Below are 21,348 nucleotides of genomic sequence, written 5' to 3'. Positions count from 1 at the left end.
CGGCTTGGTAATATGCATTTTGCTTGTCGTCCAGACGGTTCCGCATGTCCTCATCCCCCACCGCGCTGCACGTCCAGCATCCCATGCGCGGGGTGCTCTGGCTGGCGCTCGCCCTGTTCCTCTTCGCCTGCCTGGACGCCTGTTTCAAGTACCTGGTGGCGCGCTACCCGGTGCCGGTGCTGGCCTTCGCGCGCTACCTGGTGCACCTGTCGCTGATGCTGGCGGTGCTGGCCGCGCGGCCGCGCGACTACTCGTTGCGCACCCAGCGTCCGGGCCTGGTGACGGTGCGTGCCTTCTGTCTCGTGCTGCTGACACTGTTCATGACCTTCGGCTTGGCACGCCTGCCGTTGGCCGAGGCCACTTCGATCATGTTCATCGCGCCCTTGCTGGTGGCCGTGCTGGCTGGGCCGGTGCTGGGCGAGCGCGTCGGCGCGCTGCGCTGGGTGGCAGTGGCGGCCGGCTTCATCGGGGTGCTTCTGGTGGTGAGGCCCGGTGGTCAGTTGGATGCCCTGGGCGCTTTGCTGGTGTTCTTTGCCGCATGCAGCAATGCGGCCTACCAGATGCTGTCGCGCCTGCTCGCGGGTAGCGAGAAGGCCTTCACCATGCTGTTTTACTCCGCACTGGCCGGCACGGTGTGCTTCGGACTGGCGACCCCATTCTTCCTTGATATGCCCGCGCCTGGTTGGTTCGACATCCTGCTGATCATCGGTACCGGGGTGGCGGGCGGGCTGGGGCATCTGCTGTTCACCATGGCCTATCGCGACGCGCCCGCGTCGCTGCTGGCACCGGTGACCTATCTGCAACTCCTGTGGGCCGGCATCCTCGGCTGGGTGGTCTTTGCCCAGTTGCCCGACCCGGTGAGCTTGCTGGGCATGGCCATCATTGCAGCTTCGGGCGTCGCGGTGGCGCTTCAGCGTCGCGCAGGGTAGGGATAGAGACTGGACAAGGCCTCCGAACGGCCTCCCGGCTGCACGATGCGCACATGCTCGCGGCGGAACTCGCGCGCCTGATGCAGGCCGCAGGCGTGCGCGATCATGTCGATCTCCTTGTTCATGGCCGTGCAGTAGTTCGCCACCCGGGTGGCTTTGTCCTCGACCACCAGGCCGCGTTGCAGCCGAGCGTCGTGCGTCGTGATGCCGGTCGGGCAGGTGTTGGTGTGGCAGCGCAGGGCCTGGATGCAGCCCAGCGCGAACATGAAGCCGCGTGCGGTGTTGACGAAGTCGGCTCCGCAGGCAAGAGCCCAGGCGGCGCGCGCCGAGGTCACGATCTTGCCCGAGGCAACCAGGCGGATGCGCGGCTTGAGCCCAGCCGCGAAGAGCGTGTCGGCCACACGTGGCAGCGCCTCGTCGATTGACAGCGCGACATGGTCTGCCAGCGCTTGCGGTGCCGCGCCGGTGCCGCCCTCGCCGCCGTCGATGACGATGAAGTCCGGGGCGCTGTCCAGCCCGCGACGCAGGACGGCCTCGCACAGCTCATGCGCGAAATGCCAGCCGCCTACGGCAGTCTTGATGCCCACCGGCTTGCCCGTGAGATCGCGCACGCGCATCACGAAGTCCAGCAACTCGTTGGTGTTCGCAATGTCGAGGTGGCGGTTGGGGCTGATCGAATCCTGACCGGCCGGAATGCCCCGGATGCGCGCGATCTCCTCGGTGACCTTGCCGCCTGGCAGCACGCCGCCCTTGCCGGGTTTGGCGCCCTGCGACAGCTTGACCTCGAAGGCGCGTACCGCCTCATGCGCGGCCAGCTCGCGGAGTTTGTCCGGCGACAGGCGTCCCTGCTCGTCGCGTACCCCGTACTTGGCGGTGCCGATCTGCACGATCAGGTCGCTGCCGCCCTCCAGGTGCCAGGGCGAGAGGCCGCCTTCGCCGGTATCCATCCAGCATCCCGCGCTCGCCGCGCCTTGCGACAGCGCGCGTACCGCCGGACGCGAGATCGCGCCGTAGCTCATGCCACTGATGTTGACGATGGAGCGGGCCAGGAAGGGCTTGGCGCAATGCCCCTCGCCGATCATCAGGGGCGGGGTCGCGCAGCGTTCCTCTTCCAGCACCGGAAAGGGGGCGTTTACGAAGATCAGCGCGCCCGCCTCGTGGATGTTGTAGGTGGAACCGAAACCGACGATGCCGCCTTCCTGCTTGGCCAGACGATAGACCCAGGCCCGGGTGGCGCGGTTGAAGGGCATCTCCTCGCGGTCGCCGAGGAAAAAGTACTGCCGGAAGTACTCCCCCAGGCTTTCGAAGAAGTAGCGCAGATGCCCGATCACCGGGTAATTCCGGAGAATGGTGTGCTTCTGCTGGGTGATATCCTTGATGTACCAGTACGCAACTGCAGCGAGCAGTGCGAACGCCAGCAAGGTGCCCAGGCTGATGCTCAGGAGGGTATGCATGGGCATCCAGTCGTGGTGGTCGGTGTAAGATTGTGCAATACATCACACGAGGGCGTCATGCCACTGAGCCAGCAACTCCGAGTCGAAATCCAGCGTGAAGTCGCCTGCGCCCTTGCCGAGGACGTCGGCACCGGCGATCTGACCGCGCAACTGATCGCCGCTGATGCGATGGCCCAGGGCCGCGTACTGACCCGGCAGGATGCCGTGCTGTGCGGGGCCGCCTGGTTCGAGGCCGCGTTCACCGCGCTGGACCCGGAGTGCACCGTGGTCTGGCATGCCAAGGATGGTGAACGCATCCGTAGCGGCCAGGTGCTGTGCGACGTCTTTGCCGGTGCGCGCGCCTTGCTGACGGCCGAGCGCACTGCGCTGAACTTCCTGCAGTTGCTGTCGGGCACAGCGACCACGGTACGCCGCTTCGTTGACGCGGTGACCGGCACCAAGGCGCGCATCGTCGATACCCGCAAGACCCTGCCGGGCCTGCGCCTGGCGCAGAAGTACGCAGTGCAGTCGGGGGGCGGGTTGAACCACCGGATCGGCCTCTACGACGGCGTGCTGATCAAGGAAAACCACATCATCGCCGCCGGCGGGGTGCGTCAGGCTTTGCTGAGGGCGCAGGAGATCGCGCCATCCAACGTGTTCATCGAGATCGAGGTCGAGACCTTGCAAGAGCTCGAAGAGGCGCTATCCTGCGGCGCGCGCATGATCCTGCTCGACAACATGACGGTGGGGGAGATGCGCGAGGCGGTGAGGATCACCGCCGGCCGTGCCGAACTGGAGGCTTCGGGCGGCGTGTCGCTGGATCGCGTACGCGAAATCGCGGAAGCGGGGGTCGATCGTATTTCGATCGGCAGCCTGACCAAGGATGTGCAGGCGGTTGATTTTTCACTGCGCCATATCGAAGAATAAAAACCAATAAATCATGTCGGCATCCGTTTGGGACAGCGGCTGCCGGGGAGTCCCAGGGTCATGCTGTTTGCCTTGTATTACATCGTTTCCATTACCGTGCTGATCCTCCATTTCACGGGGTTTCTGGCTAGGCACAACCTGGAATGGTTGATCTATGTGCTGGCCGTTACGGTATTTCCTGCCGTTCTGTATCTGTAAGTCGTCATGACAGCGCGCCGGGGGATGTGCCCGGCGTGGCGCTCAACTTTCTCTCCCTACCTGCCGCAACTACTCCCAGCAGACCTTCATGTGATGGGCCGACATGCTGGAGTCCTCCACCTGGCTTGATTTCCTGACCGCCCTGATGATCGGTGCGCTGGTCGGCATCGAGCGTGAGAAGCGCAAACGCGAGGCGACCGATCCGCGCGGCGTGGGCCTGCGCACCTTCATGCTGTTGGCCCTGTTTGGCGCCTTGGCGAGCTTTCTTGCGGTGAGCCATGCCTCCCTGTCCTGGATGTTGCCAGCAGCGCTTCTGGCGGCCGTCACCTTGCTTGCCGCCGGCTATTGGCTGGATACACGCAGTTCTGTGGACACCCCGGGCATGACAACCGAGATGGCTGCCTTGTGCGTCTTCCTGCTCGGTGCCCTGTGCGTGGCGGGCGAGCGGATGCTGGCGGCGGGCCTGGGGGTGGCGCTGGCGGCCGTGCTGGCCTACAAGCAGCCGCTACACAGTCTCGTCGTCCGTCTCGGCTGGGACGATGTCTTTGCCGGCCTGCGCCTGCTGGTGGCCACCTTCATCGTGCTGCCGCTGTTGCCGGACCGGGCGATCGACCCGTGGCAAGCGATCAATCCCTATCGCTTGTGGTGGCTGGTGCTGTTGATCGCAGCCCTGTCCCTGATCGGCTATGTTGGCACCCGGCTACTGGGGGAAGGGCGCGGCGCTGCGCTGACCGGCCTGACTGGCGGCCTTGTCTCTTCCACCGCCGTGACCTTGAGCTTTGCGCGTCAGAGTCGCTTGGGCGACCAACTGCCGGTGGCCATGATGCTGGCCTGTGGGGTGATGCTGGCTTGGGGGGTGATGTTCGTACGCGTGCTGGTGGCGGTGCTGATCGTCAATCGTGCCCTGTGGCCAGCCTTGTGGCCGCCGGTGCTGGCCGCAGGGCTTGCCTGCCTGGTGTTGGCGGGTGGCTTGTACTGGCGTGGCCAAACCGCGCGGAGTGCCGACGCGACGCATGCGGGCGTGCCGCTGAAGAATCCCTTCAGCCTGTTGTCGGCCATCAGCTTCGGGCTGGTGTTTGCGGTCGTGCTGCTGATCGTCAAGCTGGTCGGGCACTATCTGCCGGGGCAGGGTGAGTACGTGGTGGCCGCACTGGCAGGCCTGACCGACGTGGATGCCGTCACCTTGTCGATGGCGGAATACGCACGCAGCGGGGATGCGGGCATCGCGGTCGGCGCGATCCTGATCGCCATTGCGGCCAACACGCTGTGCAAGTGGGGCATGCTCATCGCATTGGGCGGACGTAACCTGCGGCGCATCGTGACCGCCGCGACCGGCGCGTTGCTGCTTGTCGGTGGCGTGGTGTTTGCCGTGCAGGGCTGAGCACCTTACAGGCGGAACGCGCTGACCAGACCGTTCATGTGATTGGAGAAGGCCAGCAGCTTTTCGGCCGAGAGGCTCATCGCCGTGATGGCGTTGTTATTGGCCTCCACCATCTGGGCGATGCGTTCGATGTTGCGTGCGATCTCACCATTGGAACGGTTTTGCTCGCGCACGGCCACAGCGATCTGGTCCAGCTCGTCGGTGGCGTGGGCGACTGCCTGGTTGGCGCCCCCGAGCGCAATGACCGTCTCGTCCATGCCGCTGCGACTGCTTGCGATGGTGCTCATGCCGTGTGTCACCGCGCGCTCCAGGTCCAGTGCCTGGGCGTTGAGCGTGGCGGTGATCGCGTCGATCTCGGCGGCCGACTGGCCGGACTTCTCCGCCAGCTTGCGCACCTCGTCGGCGACCACCGCGAAGCCCCGTCCGGCCTCGCCGGCACGGGCGGCCTCGATCGCCGCGTTGAGGGCGAGGAGGTTGGTCTGGTCGGCGATCTCGCGCACCTGGCGCGTCATCGAACTGATGCGCTGCATGCTGGCGACCGACTCGCGCGAGGCTGTCGCCACGCGCTGGATGACTTGTGCGGTCTCGTCGATGACCTGCTTCACTTCCTCCAGCTTGTCGTGGACCTCGCGCGACTGGTCCAGGCTGTCGTGCGAGAGACGGTTCGCATTCTCCGCATTCTCGGTGATGGCTTGCATGGACAAAGTCAGTTGCTCCATCGAACCGGCCGTGGCGGAGGCCGCAGAGGACTGTGCGGAGCTCGAATCCGAGACCTTGCTTGCCTCGTTCGCCATGACGTCCACACCCTGTTTGAGCGTGACGGCGCCGTCGCGGATCTGCCCGATCAAGGCCCCCAGATCGCGCCGGATGGTCTCGGCCGAGGCGGCCACGAGGCGGAATTCGCTGCTGTGAAAGCTGTGGATCGGCTGGCTGAAATCGCCGCCAGCCAGGTGGCGCAAGTCTTCAGCCAGTTCGGCTGCGGGTCGGGCGAGCTGGCGGTGCAGCAACCACAGGAAGGCGGCGAAGGCGAAGACGCTGGCCAGTGCCATCAACGCGACGGTGGTCCACAGGGCTCCCTGGGCGTCGGCGAGCAGGGCACTGGTGCTGCCGCTGGCTGCGCCGGCCTGCTCGGCCAGCTTGCGCGCGGCGGTCCATTGCTGGCTAAGGCCGTAGGCGGCGGAGCTAATGACGCAGGTCGTGCCCAGTCCGCAGACGAGCAGCAGTTGATTGCGCAGGGTGTCGAGCAGATGAAACGGCATGGCACGACCTCGGGGGTGGTGACGGGATGGCGCTGTTTACGGCATTGGTCGGGATTCGCTTGAGCTGGAGGCGGGTCATCTCAAGCCTCCAGGCGCCCAGCCGTTAACCCGAAGACAGGCCAGAAAGGGAGCAGCGCATGGCGCGCAAGCAGCATCACGAAGAACACGAGAATCACGAGCGCTGGCTCGTGTCCTATGCGGATTTCATCACCCTCTTGTTCGCCTTCTTCGTCGTGATGTACGCCATCAGCTCGGTCAATGAAGGCAAGTACCGCGTCCTGTCCGATTCCCTGGTCAGTGCTTTTCGCAGCAATGTGAATGTGGAGGGGGCCACCATCGTGGCGCCGCCCAGCACCGCCGGCGCACCGATCACGATGGCGATCGCCAAGCCGCAGGCCGACCCCAAGGTGGAGGCGGCGCGCGCCGAGCATCGCAACAAGATGCGCAGCATGGCCGAAGAGATCCGCCGCGTGCTGGCGCCCCTGGTCAGTGGTGGCCAGGTGCGGGTGAGCGAAGGGGCGCATGGCATCTCCGTCGAGATCAATGCCAGTGTGCTGTTCGCACCGGGTGAGGCCTTGCTGGGGCCGGAGGCGGCACGTGCCCTGCGTGCAGTGGCCCAGGTCGTGGCCGAGGGGGAGTTTCCGATCACGATCGAAGGGCACACCGACAATCTGCCGATCAGCACGCCCAACTTTCCATCGAACTGGGAGCTGTCGGCCGTGCGGGCCTCGTCGGTCGTACGTCTGTTCGTCGAGAACAGGGTGGGACCGTATCGCCTGACTGCTGCTGGCTACGGTGATCAGCGTCCGGTGGCGGACAACCTGACGCCGGAGGGGCGGGCGCGCAACCGGCGCGTCACCATCCTGATCGAATCCATGATGCCGGAGCCGGAGGCAGAGAGTGGGGCGCCGGCCGCGCCCGATGGTTTCGGGCGTGGCAACAAGGCGGATGGTGCGCTGGGCGTGCCCAGGGATGCCGACCAGACCGGCGTGACACCGCCGGCGACACCTCCGGTGCCTGCCCAACCTTGATTCAGGGGATCATGAAACGGCGGCGTCAGACGCTGCCGAGCGAACGCGAGCCGGGGCGGGTACGGGTCTGGCCGTCGCGGCCGTAGACCGTGGGCTGGTCGGAATGGGCCAGCAGGACGGCGAGCGCCTGGTGGTTGTTGCGTAGCATCTCGGTCACCATCTGGCCGTTGTCGCGGTTCAGATCGCGGGCCTGCTGGGCGAGTTCCAGATAGCGCAGCCAGTCGGGATGGTCGGCCTTGCCGATCAGGGTAAGGATGCCGTCGCGCGCATTGGCCAAGCCGGCCTGGGCCAGCAGGGCGCTGCGGGCATCGGCGAATTGCTTCAGCTTGGCGGCGATTTGCCCCTTGCGCTCCGCCAGGGCAAACAAGGGTTCGACGTTGCGGACGTCCAGGACCTGCCTCTCTTCGCCCAGCAAAGACACAAACTGCTCGAGCTGCGCCGTCTCGGTGACGAGCAACTGGAGCAGTTGCTGGCGCTGGATGGCGCGGTCCGGCGTCGTCGTCACGCGCTACGCGGTTGAGCGGACAGCATCTGGCGCACGCTGTCGATCAGGCCATCGGCGACCTTCTCCGGATTGACGGAGAAGCGGCCTTCGGAGATGGCGTTCTTGATCTCGGCGACCTTGCTGCCGTCGACGACCGGCGTCTGGCCGATCACTTGCTCGATCTGCTGCAAGCGGTTCGACAGCGAGGACAGTTGCACCTTTTCGGTCTGCGAGCCGGTAGCCGCGTCGGTTCGCACCTGACGCGTCTTGTTCTCGCTCGGAACCGAACTGGTCGGCTTGATGGTGTTATCGATTTTCACGGCGTTTCCCTTCTTCTTAACAGCTTTCAAATCTGGCCACGGGATGCCTTCAACCCGTTGCCTCACACGGGATAACGGATTGATATGGCCGAACTTTAGCGCATTTTTCTCCGTTTCCCGCTATTGACGTGGGCGAATAATCCTGGTTCCGCAAGTTGGATTTCGGCCCTGGGGCGTCAGTCTTGAGCCGGGCGCGCGCTCGCGGCGATGAATGGTGGTGGTCGGCGGTATGATCGGGGCAAGCCTTCGCGGAGCGGAATGCGGTGAACAAACGAGTCCTGATCATCTATGCCGGGGGGACGGTGGGTTGCGCGGGCGAGCCCTTGCGGCCAATGTCTCTGGGTGAATTCGAGCAGTTGCTGCGCCAGCGTGCGGTGCCGCAGTGGCCGGCCGAGCTGGACTGGCAGCTCGACGGTTTCGAGGTGCCGCTGGACAGCGCCAGCATGCAGCCGGCGCACTGGGTGCGCCTGGCCCAGCACATCATCGACGCCTACCTGGATTACGACGCCTTCGTGATCCTGCATGGCACCGACACCCTGGCCTGGAGCGCGGCGGCCTTGTCCTTCCTACTGCTCGGGCTGGACAAGCCGGTGGTGCTGAGCGGTGCGCAGCGCCCGCTGGCGGCGGCGGATTCGGATGCGCCGGCCAACTTGCGCCTGGCCATGCATGCGGCGCAAATGGACCTGCCGGAAGTGTGCGTGGCCTTCGGCGGGCAGGTGTTGCGTGGCAACCGGGCGATCAAGGTCCATGCATCGAGCGACGCCGCTTTCGCTTCACCCGACTACCCCGCGCTGGGCGTGTGGCAGGACGGCCGCCTGCTGCTCGACGCGGCGGCGGCCCTGCCCATGCCGCCAGTCTGGCTGGCCTTGTCGGATGCCACCGTGCGTGCGGTGGCGCACGAGCGTCTGCGGCAGATCGAGGTCGGCTTGCGCGAGGCCTCGGTCATCGCGCTGAACCTTTTTCCAGGGCTCTCCGCTGGCCTCTTGCGCACGGTGCTCCAGCACACCCGGCCGGCGGTGCGCGGCCTGGTGCTGGCGGCCTATGGCAGCGGCAATGCACCGGACTCGGAAGAGTTGTTGCAGGAACTGGCCCAGGCGCACGAAGCGGGCGTGGTGACGGTCGTCGTGACGCAGACGCGCGGGGGCGGGGTCCGCCTGGGGCAATACCAGACGGGTGCCGGCCTGCGTGGCGCGGGGGCGGTCAGCGGCGGAGACATGACGGCCGAGACGGCGCTGGCCAAGCTGGTCTTCCTGGTGGCCCAGCAACTACCGCGACAGGAAATCGAACAGGCCCTGCAGCGCTCGCTGGCGGGCGAGCTGAGCGCTGGCTGAGCCGGCTCGCCCGCCCGCCCGGGCGGCGCACTAATCGGCGTCGAGCTGGACCACGCCTTCGCTGCGTGCCTTGCCACTGACGATGCGGCCGCCGGCCACGCGCACCCGGACCGCCTGGCCCACGCTGGCGGTGTTCAGTGCCTGTCCTTCATAGCTCACCGCGAACCCCTCTCCCTGGGCCACCAGCTTGACGGTCTGCCCGGCCGTTACCGCCAGCACCCCGCGCAACTGGCTGGCCCGCAGCGGCTGGTTGCTCACCAGGGTCTGGCGGGCAACCAGGCCCAGCGCTTCGGCCGGATCTCGTAGCACGTCGGTCGCCAGGCTGCTGACTTCACCTTCTTCGCGGCGCATATCCGTCTCGGTCAGCGCTTCCCCCCCCGCGACCGTGCGCGCGACCACCACGTAAGGACCGTGGACCTCGACCGTGGCCGGCACGTACAGCGCGGCCTTGGCGCCGGCGCTGCAATTGACCGCCACGCTGACCCGCCCCCAGGCGCGCTGACTGCGTGGGAGAGAGGCCGTCCAGTCTGTGCAGGCCGCCAGGCGCGGCGAATCGAGGATGCGGCCCACCTCGATGCGCACCGTGTCGCCCGGGCGCTGCGGCTGCGCGGCCAGGTAGCGCTCCACGGCCGCGGCGACGCGTTCGACCGCTGTCTGCGCAGCTCCCACGGCGGGCCAGGTGAGCAGGGTGGCGAGTAGCAGGGCAAGGCGGAACAGGGGCATGGCAAGGGGGCAGTGAGGGGGCCGGACGGCGCCCATTATGCGTGGCCGCTTGCCGGCCGGGGCGGCAAACATTGCCGAGCGGGCCTGCCGCTGCTGCCGGGTATGCACGTCGTTTTGCCGCTTTTTCGACCGAAAGCCTCGTGGTGACGGCAGATACGATGCTGGCACAGAAGCTGCAAAGCACCTCGTGAAGGCTCCGCGCTGGTTGGGAGCCGGCAGAGGTGAGCATGAACGACGCAGTGAGAGAGGACGATATGAACAGACTCGATCCAAACCTGGACTTCCATCAGGCCGCGCTCGGCCTGAGGGCCCAGCGTCAAGCCCTGCTGGCATCCAACATCGCCAACGCCGACACCCCGCATTACAAGGCGCGTGATCTCGATTTCGGCAGTGCCCTGAAGGGGGCGCTCAATGGCCGCGTGGGTCAGCCGCTGGCGCTGTCCACCACCACCTCGGGCCATATTCCGGCCCAGGGCATGGCCTTGGCCCCGCATCTGCAGTACCGCACCGAAGAACAGTCCAGCGTGGACGGCAACACCGTCAACATGGACACGGAGCGTGCGGCCATCTCGCAGAACGCCGTGTACTACGAAGCCAGCCTGAGCTTCATCAACGGCCTGCTGCGCACCATGCAGCAAGCGGTGACGGGCCAGTAAGCGGGAGCGCGCGATGAGCCTCTTCAACGTGTTCAACATTTCGAGTTCGGCCCTGCATGCGCAGTCGGTCCGGCTCAATACCACGGCCAGCAACCTGGCCAATGCCGAGAGCGTGGCGGGGGCCGATGGCAAGCCCTACCGTGCCAAGCAGGTGGTGTTCTCCGCCACGCCCATGGGCGGGCCCTACTCGCAGGGCGTGCAGGTGAATCAGGTGGTCGAGTCCGCGGCGCCGCTGCGCACGGTCTACGACCCCTCGAATCCGGCCGCCAATGCCGAAGGCTACGTCAGCATGCCCAACGTGGATGTGGTGGAGGAGATGGTGAACATGATTTCCGCTTCGCGGGCCTACCAGACCAATGCCGAGGTGATGAGCACTGCGCGCACGCTGTTGCAGCGCACGCTCGCCATCGGCCAGGCATAAGGCAGGCAAGGCCCGCGACTGACCTAGAAGGACCGCAACCATGACAACCGCCGTCAACAACAGTTCTGCGTACTCGCAGCAGATTCTGTCCTCGCTGGGCAGCAGCTCCAGTTCGTCCAGCACCAAGGATGTTTCGTCTGCCGAAGACCAGCAGTCCAAGTTCCTCAAGCTGTTGACGACGCAGTTGCAGAACCAGGATCCGCTCAATCCGATGGACAACGCGGAGACCACTTCGCAGCTCGCGCAGATCAGCACGGTGGATGGCATCGAGCGCCTGAACCAGACCATCGCCTCGATGATGAGCAGCTACAAGACGGGCGAGGCCTACCAGGCTGCTGCCCTGGTCGGTCGCCAGGTGCTGGTCGATGGTAACCAGTTGCAGTTGCAGGAAGGTCTGTCGCTGGGTGGCGTGGATCTGAAGGGCGACGCGGACCATGTGTATGTGAGCTTCTACGACAGCACCGGCAAGGAGGTCGACAAGGTCGATCTGGGCGCCATGGACAAGGGCTCCAACACCTTCATCTGGGGTGGCGAGCTGTCGGACGGCACGCAGCTTGCGGACGGCAAGTACACGATCAAGGTCACGGCCGAACTGGCGGGCAAGAAGGTTGAGGTTTCTTCGCTGGAGATGGCGACCGTCGCCAGCGTGGTCAATGGCACCGACGGTGTCAGCATCGAAATTGGCAGGTTCGGGCAGATGTCGCTGTCCGACATCAAGCGCATTCTCTGAGCAGGAGCAGCATCATGGCATTCCAACAAGGTCTTTCTGGTCTGAACGCTGCCTCCAAGGCGCTGGACGTCATCAGCAACAACGTGGCGAACGCCAACAACGCGGGTTTCAAGCTGTCCGGCACCCAGTTCCAGGATGTCTATGCGGCGGCCCTCAACGGGGCCGCGGCCGGTGTGCAGGTCGGTATCGGTACCGCCGTGAGCCAGGTCAGCCAGTTGTTTTCGCAGGGCAACATCACGCCCACCAACAACCCGCTGGACGTGGCGATCAACGGCTCCGGTTTCTTCCGCATGACCAAGGACGGCGTCATCGGCTACACCCGCAACGGTCAGTTCGACGTGGACAAGGACGGCTACATCGTCAACTCGTCCAACTACCGTCTGACGGGCTATCCGGCCGATGCCACCGGCGCGATCCTGAACGCCTCGCCGACCGAGATCCAGATCGACACGGCCGACCTGCAGCCGGTGCAGACCGGCGCCAGCCCGGGCGCCACCGGCATCCAGATCGGCCTCAACCTCGATTCGCGCCAGACCGCGCCGACCGCTGCGTTCAACCCGGCCGACCCGTCCACCTACAACTCCTCGACTTCGGTCACGGTGTACGACAGCCTGGGCAACTCGCACATCATGACGATGTTCTTCCGCAAGGCAGCCACGCCGGGCGACTGGGACATGTACACCCAGACCGATGGCGGCACGACTTCGGCTGCCACCACGCTGTCGTTCAACACCAGCGGGGCGATGACCACCGGCATGCCGCTCACGGTGACGGTGGACTTCAACAACGCGGCCTTCGGCGGCGCGCTCGACTTCACCACACCGCTGGACCTCACCGGCTCCACCCAGTACGGCAGCTCCTTCGGGGTGAACCGCCAGGTGCAGGATGGCTACGCATCGGGCCGCCTGTCCGGCATCACCATCAGCCAGGACGGGATCGTGCAAGGCCGTTACAGCAACGGCCAGTCGCGCAACCTGGGGCAGATCGTGCTGGCCAACTTTGCCAGCCCGGGCGGCCTGTTGTCGCTGGGCGGCAACTTCTGGGCCGAGTCCCCGGCCTCGGGCCAGCCCCTGATCGGTGCACCGAATGCCGGCAACCTCGGCGCACTGCAAGCCGGCGCCATCGAGGAATCGAACGTCGACCTCACCGCCGAGCTGGTCAACATGATCACCCAGCAGCGTAACTACCAGGCCAACGCGCAGTCGATCCGCACCCAGGATCAGGTGATGCAGACCCTGGTGAACCTGCGCTGATGAGGCCTGAGGAGTGAGGAGGAAAACGCGATGTGTTCCGCGCATCACTCCGCAGTGAAAAGTTCTGTAATGGCAGGGCGGGCAGAGTCGTGATGGCTGTGCTCCCTTGACCCTCCAACTCCGGGACCGATCACCATGGACCGTCTGATCTACATCGCAATGAGTGGCGCCAAGGCGGCGATGAGCCAGCAGACGGCTGTCGCCAACAACCTGGCCAACGCGTCCACCAGCGGCTTCAAGGCCGAGATGAACCGCTTCCGCGCTGTGCAGGTGCAGTCGGAAGCGCTGCCTTCACGCGCCTTCGTGGTGGATGCCAGCGTGCGCAGCGACTTGTCGCAAGGGCCGCTGCAGCACACCGGGCGCTCGCTCGACGTGGCGGTGCAGGGGAATGGCTGGTTTGCGGTGCAGACGCCCGCCGGCGAGGCCTATACGCGCGCCGGCAACTTCGTGGTCGATGCCAACGGCACCCTGCGCACCATGGGTGGACTGGAGGTGATCGGGGATTCCGGGCCGATCTCGATCCCGCCCGACAACAGCCTGGAGATCGCGGCCGACGGCACCATCACCGCCACCCCGGTATCCGGTGCGCGCAACACCTCGTCGCAGATCGGTCGCCTCAAACTCGTGAATCCGCCGGCTGAGAACATGCAGCGCGGCGACGACGGCCTGTTCCGCGTGCGTGGCGGCACCCCGGCGGCGCAGGACGAGAACGTGCGCGTGGCCGGGGGCTACCTCGAAGCGAGCAATGTGAATGTGGTCGAGCAGATGGTCAGCATGATCTCGGTCGCGCGCCACTTCGAGATGCACACCAAGGTCCTGCAGAACGCGCAGGAGAACGACCGCGCTTCCACCAAGCTGGTGGCCGCGGCCTGATGAACATGGGACAGGCGGGGCAAGTGCCCGCTTATCGAAGCATGCCCGGGACGACGACGGCTTAGGCTGGACCGGCAGGAGGAAACTGAAATGATCCGCGCACTTTGGGTAGCCCGCACCGGCCTTGACGCCCAGCAAATGCAGTTGGACGTGATCTCGAACAACCTGGCCAACGTCAGCACGAATGGCTACAAGCGCTCGCACGCGGTGTTCGAGGACCTGCTGTACCAGACCATCCGCCAGCCTGGCGCGCAGTCCTCGCAGCAGACGCAGATTCCCTCTGGCCTGCAACTCGGCGCCGGCGTGCGTCCGGTCGCGACGGTCAAGAACTTCACCCAGGGCAACCTGCAGCAGACCGGCAATGCGCTGGACGTGGCGATCCAGGGCGAGGGCTTCTTCCAGGTCCTGCTGCCCGACGGCACCACCGCCTACACGCGTGATGGCTCCTTCCAGAAGGATTCCCAGGGGCAGATGGTCACCGCCAGCGGTTACCCGCTGCAGCCGGCCATCACCATCCCGGCCGATGCGCTGAGCGTCACTATCGGCAAGGACGGCACGGTCAGCGTGACCCAGCCTGGTTCGGCCAATCCGGCGCAGATCGGCAGCATCCAGATCGCCGCCTTCGTCAATCCGGCGGGTCTGCAGGCCATGGGGGAAAACCTCTTCCTGGAGACCGCCTCCAGCGGCACGCCCACGCCCAGCACACCGGGCACCAACGGCGTCGGCGTGCTGAACCAGCTCTACGTCGAGACGGCCAACGTCAACGTGGCCGAGGAACTGGTGCAACTGATCCAGACCCAGCGTGCCTATGAATTCAACTCGCGCGTGGTGCAGACAGCAGATTCGATGCTGGGCCGCCTGGCGCAACTGTAATGACCACGGGATAGGGAGCCGCGCATGAACAAGCTCACCACCTGCCTGATGCTGCTGCCCCTGGCCGCCTGCATGACCACGCCACCGACCGCGACCCATCAACCGATGTCGGTGCGCCCGCCGATCACCGATGCGGTGGCCAGCAATGGCTCGATCTACCACGCGGCCAAGATGCGCCCCTTGTTCGACGACCGCCGTGCGCGCTACGTGGGCGATGTGCTGACCGTGAACCTGGTCGAGAAGACCTCTGCCAGCAAGGCCTCCAATGCCAACGCCACGCGCTCTTCCGAGATGACTTACGGCCTGCCCACCATGGCGGGCGTGCCGGGCAAGTTTCTGGCCGGCATCGACGTCAGCGGCAGCTCGGACAACAGCTTTACCGGCAAGGGTGCAGCGGCGGCCAACAATGCCTTCACCGGCACCATTACCGTCACCGTGATCGAGGTGCTGGCCAACGGCAACCTGGTCGTCTCGGGCGAGAAGCAGATCGCGATCAACAAGGGCGAGGAGTTCATCCGCCTCTCCGGCGTGGTCAACCCGAACACCGTGACCACCGCCAACACCGTGCAGTCCACCCAGGTGGCTGACGCACGCCTGGAATATCGCGGTTCCGGCTACATCGACGAAGCGCAGAACATGGGCTGGCTGCAGCGCTTCTTCCAGATCATCGCGCCGTTCTGAGGCGGGAGTCCGAATCATGTCCCTGTCGTTCCGCCTGCGTCGCCTGATTGTTGGTCTGCTCATTGTGTGTCTGGGGGCCGGCATGGCTCCGGTACGCGCCGAGCGCATCAAGGAACTGGTCACCCTGGCCGGCGTGCGTCCCAACCAACTCGTCGGCTACGGTCTGGTGGCGGGGCTTGATGGCACCGGCGACCAGACCTCGCAGGCGCCTTTCACCACCCAGGGCATCCTCAACATGCTGGGCAACCTGGGCGTAACCCTGCCGCTCAACACCAATCTTCAGCTCAAGAATGTGGCCGCCGTGATGGTGACCATGGAGTTGCCGCCTTTCGCCCAGCCGGGCCAGCAGTTCGACGTGACCGTGTCCTCGTTGGCCAATGCCAAGAGCCTCAAGGGCGGCACCCTGCTGATGACGCCGCTCAAGGGTGTCGATGGGCAGGTTTACGCGGTGGCCCAGGGCAACCTGATCATTGGCGGTGCCAGTGCGTCAGCGGGCGGCGCCAGTGTGACCGTCAATCACCTGTCGGCCGGGCGCATCCCGGCCGGGGGCTTGGTCGAACGCGCCGTGCCCACGGTGCTGGGCGAGGCCGACTGGGTCATGTACGAATTGCGCCAGGCTGGTTTCACCAACGCCCAACGCGTGGCCGAGGCGATCAACGGCTTCATCGCGCCAGGCATCGCGATGCCGCTCGACGCGCGCCGCGTGCGCGTGCAGGCGCCGCAGCAGATCAGCGACCGGGTGGCCTTCCTGGGGCGCATCGAGAACCTGGAAGTGGTGCCGGACGTCGATGCCGCCAAGGTTATCGTCAACTCGCGCACCGGCTCGGTGGTCATGAATCAGGCTGTCACCCTGCGCGAATGTGCGGTGTCGCATGGCAACCTGACCGTGTCGGTGAACACCGAGAACCAGGTCAGTCAGCCGAATCCTCTGTCGCAAGGCCAGACCGTGGTCACCCAGACCGGTCAGGCCGACATCAAGCAGGACAATGCCAACGTCGTGCGCGTGCGGCCCGGTGCCAACCTGGCTGACGTGGTGAAGGCACTCAACGCGGTCGGCGCCAAGCCGCTGGACCTGATCAACATCCTTCAGGCCATGAAGGCCGCCGGCGCCCTGCGGGCCGAGCTGGAAGTGATCTGAGCGAAGCGAGGCCCGCATGATCGACCAGATCAACACCCTCGACCCGCGCAGCCTCAACGGCCTCAAGCTGGCCGCGCGCGACAACTCGCCCGAGGCCGTCAAGGCTGCGGCCAAGCAGTTCGAGGCGATGTTCCTGCAGATCGTGCTCAAGACCATGCGTGAGGCTGCGCCCACCGACAGCATGATGGACAGCGACGCCACCCGCTTCTACCAGGGCCTGTACGACCAGCAGCTTGCCGGTGTCATGGCGCAACGTGGCGGGGTGGGCCTGGCGGCGGCGCTGGAGCGCCAGATGCTGGGCCTCGCGAACCCTGTGCCGCCCAGCTACGACCTCAAGCCCGGCGTCCAGAACCCGGGTGCCTTGCCGCAGACAACCAACACGCGTGACGCTGCGGCAGGCGACGCCATCCAGACCACGCCGGCGGCTACCGTCACGCCCAGCGGCGACCAGCGCAGCTTCGTCGAGAAGCTGTGGCCGCAGGCGCAGGACGCCGCGCGCCAGCTCGGCGTGCCGCCGCACTTCCTGGTCGCCCAGGCCGCTCTCGAGACCGGCTGGGGCAAGGGCGAGATCCGCGCCGCCAACGGCCAGCCCAGCTACAACCTCTTCAACATCAAAGCCACCAAGGACTGGACCGGCCCGACAGTCGACACGGTCACCACCGAGTATGTCAATGGCGTGGCCCAGACCAGCGTGGAGCGCTTCCGCGCCTACGGCTCCTATGCCGAATCCTTCCAGGACTTCGTGCGTCTGATGCAAAGCTCGCCGCGCTACGCAAAGGTCGCCGGCAGCAACGACGCCAGCAGCTTCGCGCGCGCCCTGCAGTCCGGTGGCTACGCTACCGACCCGGCCTACGCCGACAAGCTGACCCGCGTCATCAACGGCAACACCCTGCGCCAGAGCCTGATTGCTTCGACGCGCGCCTGACGCTTTGGGCTGCCCGAGGGGCGGCGCGGCTCCCATTCCCTGAGCTCTTCGGTACCGTCGGCCACGGCTTCAAGCCAGCGCGGCAATCCACTGCGTGGCGACGCGCAGTTTGTCGGCCAGGTCGCTTGCGAGGTCTTCCAGCAGACTGATCCTGAAGCATGGGTCGCGCGCCGAAATCTGATCCAGATCGGTGGACGAGAACACCAGGCAGCGGCTGTCGACGTCGGCGAACACCGAGGCGCTGCGGCGGCTGGCGCCGAGCAGGCTCATCTCGCCGAACACCATGCCCGGGCCCAGGGTGGAGATGCGCTGGGTGGCGCCGTCTTCGAGCGGCACGACCACGCTCACCTGCCCGGACTGGATGAAGTAGATGCGGCCGTCACTTTCTTCGCCGCAGACGAGGATGGGCGCGCCGGCAGCATGTTGCTGAGGGATGCCTATGCGCCCGAGTTCGGCCAGCAGGCTCTCCGGCAGATCCTTGAACAGCCTGGCGTCCTTCAGTTGGCCAGTCTGTCCGGTGGTGGTGGCGAGCTCGCCGAGCAGGCGGTTCTCGCACCACTCGGCGGCGAGGTCGTTGTCTTCGAAGCTGAGGAAGCCCAGCCCAGTGCGCGCGGTGCGGCTCAGCGGCGCGGAGATCTGCGCACGGTTGTGGATGCGCGAGAAGCCGACCGCGATGCCCTCGTCGCGGAAGCTGATGCGGGCCTGGTTGAGCAGGCGCGCGGCACTTTCCGAAATGCCGATGACCTGATGCATGTCGAGGATGAAGCTGTGCGTCTCGGCGGCCAGTTGCCGCATCTGGCGGATCACGTATTCGATGCCATCCACCGCGAGGTAGCCATTCAGGCTGAGGTACTTGATGCGGTGCGCCTGTTCCCTGAGCAGGGCGCGCGCCTCGCTGGCGTGCTGGCGGCGTGAGGGTGCGCTGGCGTCGGTGTAGATCCGGCCAAGGGCAATCGACGGTGCGGAGGTCCAGTTGAAGATGTTCAGCCCGATGTCGCGCGACAGGCGCTTGCAGGCGGCGATGCCGCGCACGCTGTTGCCCTTTTCGTCGAGGCGCGGTGAGAACACGCCGATGCCGAAGCGCCCGGGCAGCACGGCGATGATGCCGCCACCGACGCCGCTCTTGGCCGGCATGCCCACTTCGTACAGCCAGCTACCGGCGTAGTCGTACATGCCGCAGGTGGCCATCACGCCCAGCACGCGCTCCACATACTCGGACGGCAGGGTGCGCTCGCCGCTGACCGGGTGCGTGCCGTTGTTGGCCAGCGTGGCGGCCATGTAGGCGAGATCGCGGCAGGTGACCTGTACCGAGCATTGCCGGAAGTAGTTCTCCAGCTTGGCCATCGGGTCGCCTTCGACGATGTTGAAATTCTTCAGCATCCAGGCGATTGCACGGTTGCGGTGGCCGGTCTCGCTCTCGGAGCGGAACACGGCCTCGTCCACCTGCACCCCGTGGCCGATGAAGCCGGCCATGGCGGCCTCGATGCGCTGCCACTGTGCGGCGGGCGTCGCGCCGGCGACGATACTGGTCGAGGCGATTGCACCAGCATTGATCATCGGGTTGAGCGGTGCCCCGGTGTGGGGGTTGAGGCTGATCGAGTTGAAGGCGTCCCCGCTGGGCTCCACCCCGACCTTGCCGGCCACGTATTCCTGCCCGCGGTCCGACAGCGCAGTCGCGTAAACGAATGCCTTGGAGATGGACTGGATGGTGAAGGGCGCCTCGGTGTCGCCTACGGCGTAGCACACGCCATCCATGGTCACGAGGCAGATGCCGAACTGCTCCGGGTCGACGCGCGCCAGCTCCGGGATGTAGTCGGCGAGCTTTCCGCCACGTTCATTGGCCAACTCCCGATGAAGCTCTTCCAGGTAAAGCTGTATGGGTGATTTCATGGCGCGTCTCAGGTTTGGGGGGCCGCGAGCGTCTGCGATGCAAACTTCATGCTAGAGGGTGTTCACAGAAGCCGCACCGAATTGCGTGGGTCGCTGCGATGCGTGGGCAGTGCCTTCACCTTGCAAGGTTTTTTACTATGCTCCCTTGGTGTCCTGCGAGTGATGTGGCAGGCTCATCCAGGGCAGGGGGCGAGGCGTGTCGCCGGCGGGGGTGGCCCCACTCTGCGGGCGACGCGGATCTTCCGTGCAGAGGCGCTGAGCGCCCGCGTTGCAGCCCTGCCTTGCAGGTTTTGATGGCCCGGGGCGAATCGCCTGGCTGGCGATTGTGATTTCCATCTTTGGCAGGCAATCTGGAAGCAGGGTGCCCGGCTTGCGTTGAGCACCTCTAATAACGATCTCAACAGAGGAAAGACCGATGAATATTCGCCTAGCGCATCTCGGGGGCTGCGTCGTTGGCAGCGTGGGCTGTGTGCTCTTCGCCGGCACCTTGGCTGCGGCACAGCCCGATCCATTCGCAGCAAACAACACCGTGTATCCACCGCAGGCGGACTGGAATGGCACGTTCCGGCCCAGCAACTACGACTATCCGGCGGCGCCCGTGCCGTCGAAGTGGTTGCAGCAGCGGCCCGCCACCCGACTGACGAAGCAGAACGCACTCGCCTATGCGGTGGCGATGAAACGGTTCATCACCCCCACCATGTCGGGGCTGGTCAACGATCCGATGAAATGGTCGCCGCAGCAGGCCGGCTGGTACGACATGCCCTGGGGCGGTCAGGGCTCGCCGATGGCCAACGGGGAGATCGACCCCGAATCCGGTCGCGAGGCGCTGCTCGGTTCGTATACCGGACAGATACTGCAGCCGTATTCGTATCCGTCCAATCCGCCAAAGGTGGCGTTCCAGAACCATGCCGTCGTCTATTACAACGACGTGGCCGCCGCCAAGCTGGGCGAGATCTGGCGGAATCCCTTCAAGCCGGATGTCACCAATGCCGAGTTTCCCGAAGGCTCCATCGTCGTCAAGGTGGAAGGCGCGACCCTGACCGAGGACGAATGGCCGGTACTGAAGAACTCCTCGATCTCCTATATCTACCGACCGACCGTGGCCTCGTTGTCCAATCCGGACCCGACGAAGAGACCGCCGGTCATCACGCCGATGCGCTTCCTGCAGATGGCGGTCCGCGTGAAGGACAAGGTGGCCTCGCCAGCAACCGGCTGGGTGTTCATCGCCTATGCCTACGACACGCGCTCCAGTGGTGCGACCGTATGGGACCGCGCGATCCCCATCGGCGTCATGTGGGGCAACGATCCGGCGCTGGCCAAGTATCCGAACGGTTTGGGGCCGAACGGCGTGCTGCAGGAAACCTGGGTCAACTCGGGCTTGCCCAGCTTCATCACGGACGGGCTTGGCTGGGGTGGCCGTCTGGCCGGCCCGCTGGACGTCGGCATCCGGCACAACGCGGTGACCGTTTCGGGGCAGCGCTTCGGCGTCAAGAATCCGCTGGCGGCGACCAGTTGTGTCAGTTGCCACAGCGCGGCCCAGTACCCGTTCGTGGCCAACCTGTATCCCTCGCCGAACATGGTCTTTCCGCCGGAGGGGCAGTCCTTCCTGTTCTTCGACCCGGGCTCGCCGCAGTGGGCACAGTGGTTCCAGAACCGTCCGGGCACGATGGCCTTGTCGGGCAAGGGCCGCAAGGGCATCGTCGGCATTGACTACGACATGATGCTGACATTCGCGCTGATGCGCGCCAACGGTTCCGCTGAGACGGACGCCTTCATCCGCAATCCGCTGGCCGGGCATTGATCTGCCGGAGCGCGCCGCCGCCTTGGCTGCGCGCCCCTTGTGTTTAGGGCTACGCTGAATAAGCCACAATTTCGTCATTCCCGCGCAAGCG

The 21,348-nt window shown here is 65.7% G+C and carries 21 protein-coding genes; 15 read left to right on the top strand and 6 right to left on the bottom strand.

The genetic code is table 11. The annotated features are described in order from the left end of the window. Positions 1 to 44: 44 nt before the first annotated feature. The gene (locus tag NMB43_RS13145) at positions 45 to 929 is read left to right on the top strand and encodes a DMT family transporter (RefSeq protein WP_494348619.1); all 885 of its coding nucleotides are present in this window, start codon (positions 45 to 47) and stop codon (positions 927 to 929) included. On the opposite strand, the gene NMB43_RS13140 is transcribed toward NMB43_RS13145, so the two are convergent. Then, entirely contained in the window at positions 911 to 2,383 is a 1,473-nt protein-coding gene (locus NMB43_RS13140) for an FMN-binding glutamate synthase family protein (RefSeq protein WP_494348618.1), read from the bottom strand. The genes NMB43_RS13145 and NMB43_RS13140 overlap by 19 nt on opposite strands. Before the next feature lie 57 nt (positions 2,384 to 2,440). On the opposite strand from NMB43_RS13140, the gene nadC reads away from it, so the two are divergent. Beyond that, complete coding sequence (gene nadC / locus NMB43_RS13135; protein WP_494348617.1) at positions 2,441 to 3,289, top strand: carboxylating nicotinate-nucleotide diphosphorylase; 849 nt, start codon at positions 2,441 to 2,443, stop codon at positions 3,287 to 3,289. 301 nt (positions 3,290 to 3,590) lie between these two features. Beyond that, positions 3,591 to 4,868 carry an MgtC/SapB family protein gene (locus NMB43_RS13130; protein WP_494348616.1) on the top strand — a complete coding sequence of 426 codons (1,278 nt, stop codon included), beginning with the start codon at positions 3,591 to 3,593 and terminating at the stop codon, positions 4,866 to 4,868. 5 nt (positions 4,869 to 4,873) lie between these two features. Here the strand turns inward: NMB43_RS13130 and NMB43_RS13125 are convergent, their stop codons facing one another. Further along, positions 4,874 to 6,127, bottom strand: coding sequence for a methyl-accepting chemotaxis protein (locus tag NMB43_RS13125; protein ID WP_494348615.1), 1,254 nt, complete (start codon positions 6,125 to 6,127; stop codon positions 4,874 to 4,876). Positions 6,128 to 6,264: 137 nt separating this feature from the next. Between NMB43_RS13125 and motD the strand changes: the two genes are divergently transcribed. After that, positions 6,265 to 7,158, top strand: a complete 894-nt coding sequence (gene motD, locus NMB43_RS13120) for a flagellar motor protein MotD (protein WP_494348614.1) — start codon at positions 6,265 to 6,267, stop codon at positions 7,156 to 7,158. A gap of 25 nt (positions 7,159 to 7,183) precedes the next feature. On the opposite strand, the gene NMB43_RS13115 is transcribed toward motD, so the two are convergent. Next, positions 7,184 to 7,663, bottom strand: coding sequence for a flagella synthesis protein FlgN (locus NMB43_RS13115; RefSeq protein WP_494348613.1), 480 nt, complete (start codon positions 7,661 to 7,663; stop codon positions 7,184 to 7,186). Next, positions 7,660 to 7,962, bottom strand: coding sequence for a flagellar biosynthesis anti-sigma factor FlgM (gene flgM, locus NMB43_RS13110; protein WP_494348612.1), 303 nt, complete (start codon positions 7,960 to 7,962; stop codon positions 7,660 to 7,662). The genes NMB43_RS13115 and flgM overlap by 4 nt, the downstream gene beginning before the upstream one ends. Before the next feature lie 263 nt (positions 7,963 to 8,225). Here flgM and NMB43_RS13105 point away from each other — a divergent pair, with 263 nt between their 5' ends. Beyond that, positions 8,226 to 9,293, top strand: a complete 1,068-nt coding sequence (locus tag NMB43_RS13105) for an asparaginase (protein WP_494348611.1) — start codon at positions 8,226 to 8,228, stop codon at positions 9,291 to 9,293. 30 nt (positions 9,294 to 9,323) lie between these two features. Here NMB43_RS13105 and flgA read toward each other — a convergent pair whose 3' ends face one another. Next, positions 9,324 to 10,016 carry a flagellar basal body P-ring formation chaperone FlgA gene (flgA, locus tag NMB43_RS13100; RefSeq protein ID WP_494348610.1) on the bottom strand — a complete coding sequence of 231 codons (693 nt, stop codon included), beginning with the start codon at positions 10,014 to 10,016 and terminating at the stop codon, positions 9,324 to 9,326. 254 nt (positions 10,017 to 10,270) lie between these two features. Between flgA and flgB the strand changes: the two genes are divergently transcribed. The 9 genes from flgB (at position 10,271) to flgJ (ending at position 17,566) form a co-directional block, all read left to right on the top strand. Next, positions 10,271 to 10,672, top strand: coding sequence for a flagellar basal body rod protein FlgB (gene flgB, locus NMB43_RS13095; protein WP_494348609.1), 402 nt, complete (start codon positions 10,271 to 10,273; stop codon positions 10,670 to 10,672). A gap of 13 nt (positions 10,673 to 10,685) precedes the next feature. Then, complete coding sequence (gene flgC / locus NMB43_RS13090) at positions 10,686 to 11,093, top strand: flagellar basal body rod protein FlgC (protein ID WP_494348608.1); 408 nt, start codon at positions 10,686 to 10,688, stop codon at positions 11,091 to 11,093. 40 nt (positions 11,094 to 11,133) lie between these two features. Continuing rightward, on the top strand, positions 11,134 to 11,823 hold the full coding sequence (locus NMB43_RS13085; RefSeq protein ID WP_494348607.1) for a flagellar hook assembly protein FlgD: 690 nt from the start codon (positions 11,134 to 11,136) through the stop codon (positions 11,821 to 11,823). A gap of 14 nt (positions 11,824 to 11,837) precedes the next feature. Continuing rightward, complete coding sequence (gene flgE / locus NMB43_RS13080; protein WP_494348606.1) at positions 11,838 to 13,076, top strand: flagellar hook protein FlgE; 1,239 nt, start codon at positions 11,838 to 11,840, stop codon at positions 13,074 to 13,076. A gap of 135 nt (positions 13,077 to 13,211) precedes the next feature. Further along, entirely contained in the window at positions 13,212 to 13,949 is a 738-nt protein-coding gene (flgF, locus tag NMB43_RS13075; RefSeq protein WP_494348605.1) for a flagellar basal-body rod protein FlgF, read from the top strand. 90 nt (positions 13,950 to 14,039) lie between these two features. Then, on the top strand, positions 14,040 to 14,822 hold the full coding sequence (gene flgG / locus NMB43_RS13070; protein WP_494348604.1) for a flagellar basal-body rod protein FlgG: 783 nt from the start codon (positions 14,040 to 14,042) through the stop codon (positions 14,820 to 14,822). A gap of 24 nt (positions 14,823 to 14,846) precedes the next feature. Beyond that, on the top strand, positions 14,847 to 15,503 hold the full coding sequence (locus tag NMB43_RS13065) for a flagellar basal body L-ring protein FlgH (RefSeq protein WP_494348603.1): 657 nt from the start codon (positions 14,847 to 14,849) through the stop codon (positions 15,501 to 15,503). Between the two features lie 16 nt (positions 15,504 to 15,519). Further along, positions 15,520 to 16,641: a flagellar basal body P-ring protein FlgI gene (locus NMB43_RS13060; protein ID WP_494348602.1), complete on the top strand. Its 1,122-nt coding sequence runs from the start codon at positions 15,520 to 15,522 to the stop codon at positions 16,639 to 16,641. A gap of 16 nt (positions 16,642 to 16,657) precedes the next feature. Next, complete coding sequence (gene flgJ, locus NMB43_RS13055; RefSeq protein ID WP_494348601.1) at positions 16,658 to 17,566, top strand: flagellar assembly peptidoglycan hydrolase FlgJ; 909 nt, start codon at positions 16,658 to 16,660, stop codon at positions 17,564 to 17,566. Positions 17,567 to 17,635: 69 nt separating this feature from the next. Here flgJ and glsA read toward each other — a convergent pair whose 3' ends face one another. Beyond that, entirely contained in the window at positions 17,636 to 19,456 is a 1,821-nt protein-coding gene (glsA, locus tag NMB43_RS13050) for a glutaminase A (RefSeq protein ID WP_494348600.1), read from the bottom strand. Positions 19,457 to 19,871: 415 nt separating this feature from the next. On the opposite strand from glsA, the gene NMB43_RS13045 reads away from it, so the two are divergent. Next, a complete protein-coding gene (locus tag NMB43_RS13045) occupies positions 19,872 to 21,257 on the top strand; it encodes a hypothetical protein (RefSeq protein ID WP_494348599.1) in 1,386 nt (461 codons plus the stop codon). The last annotated feature ends 91 nt before the right edge of the window (positions 21,258 to 21,348 follow it).

The sequence above is a fragment of the Uliginosibacterium sangjuense genome (assembly GCF_059132465.1).
The sequence above is the reverse complement of the archived record's forward strand: the minus strand, read 5'-3'. Positions and strand labels throughout refer to the sequence as shown.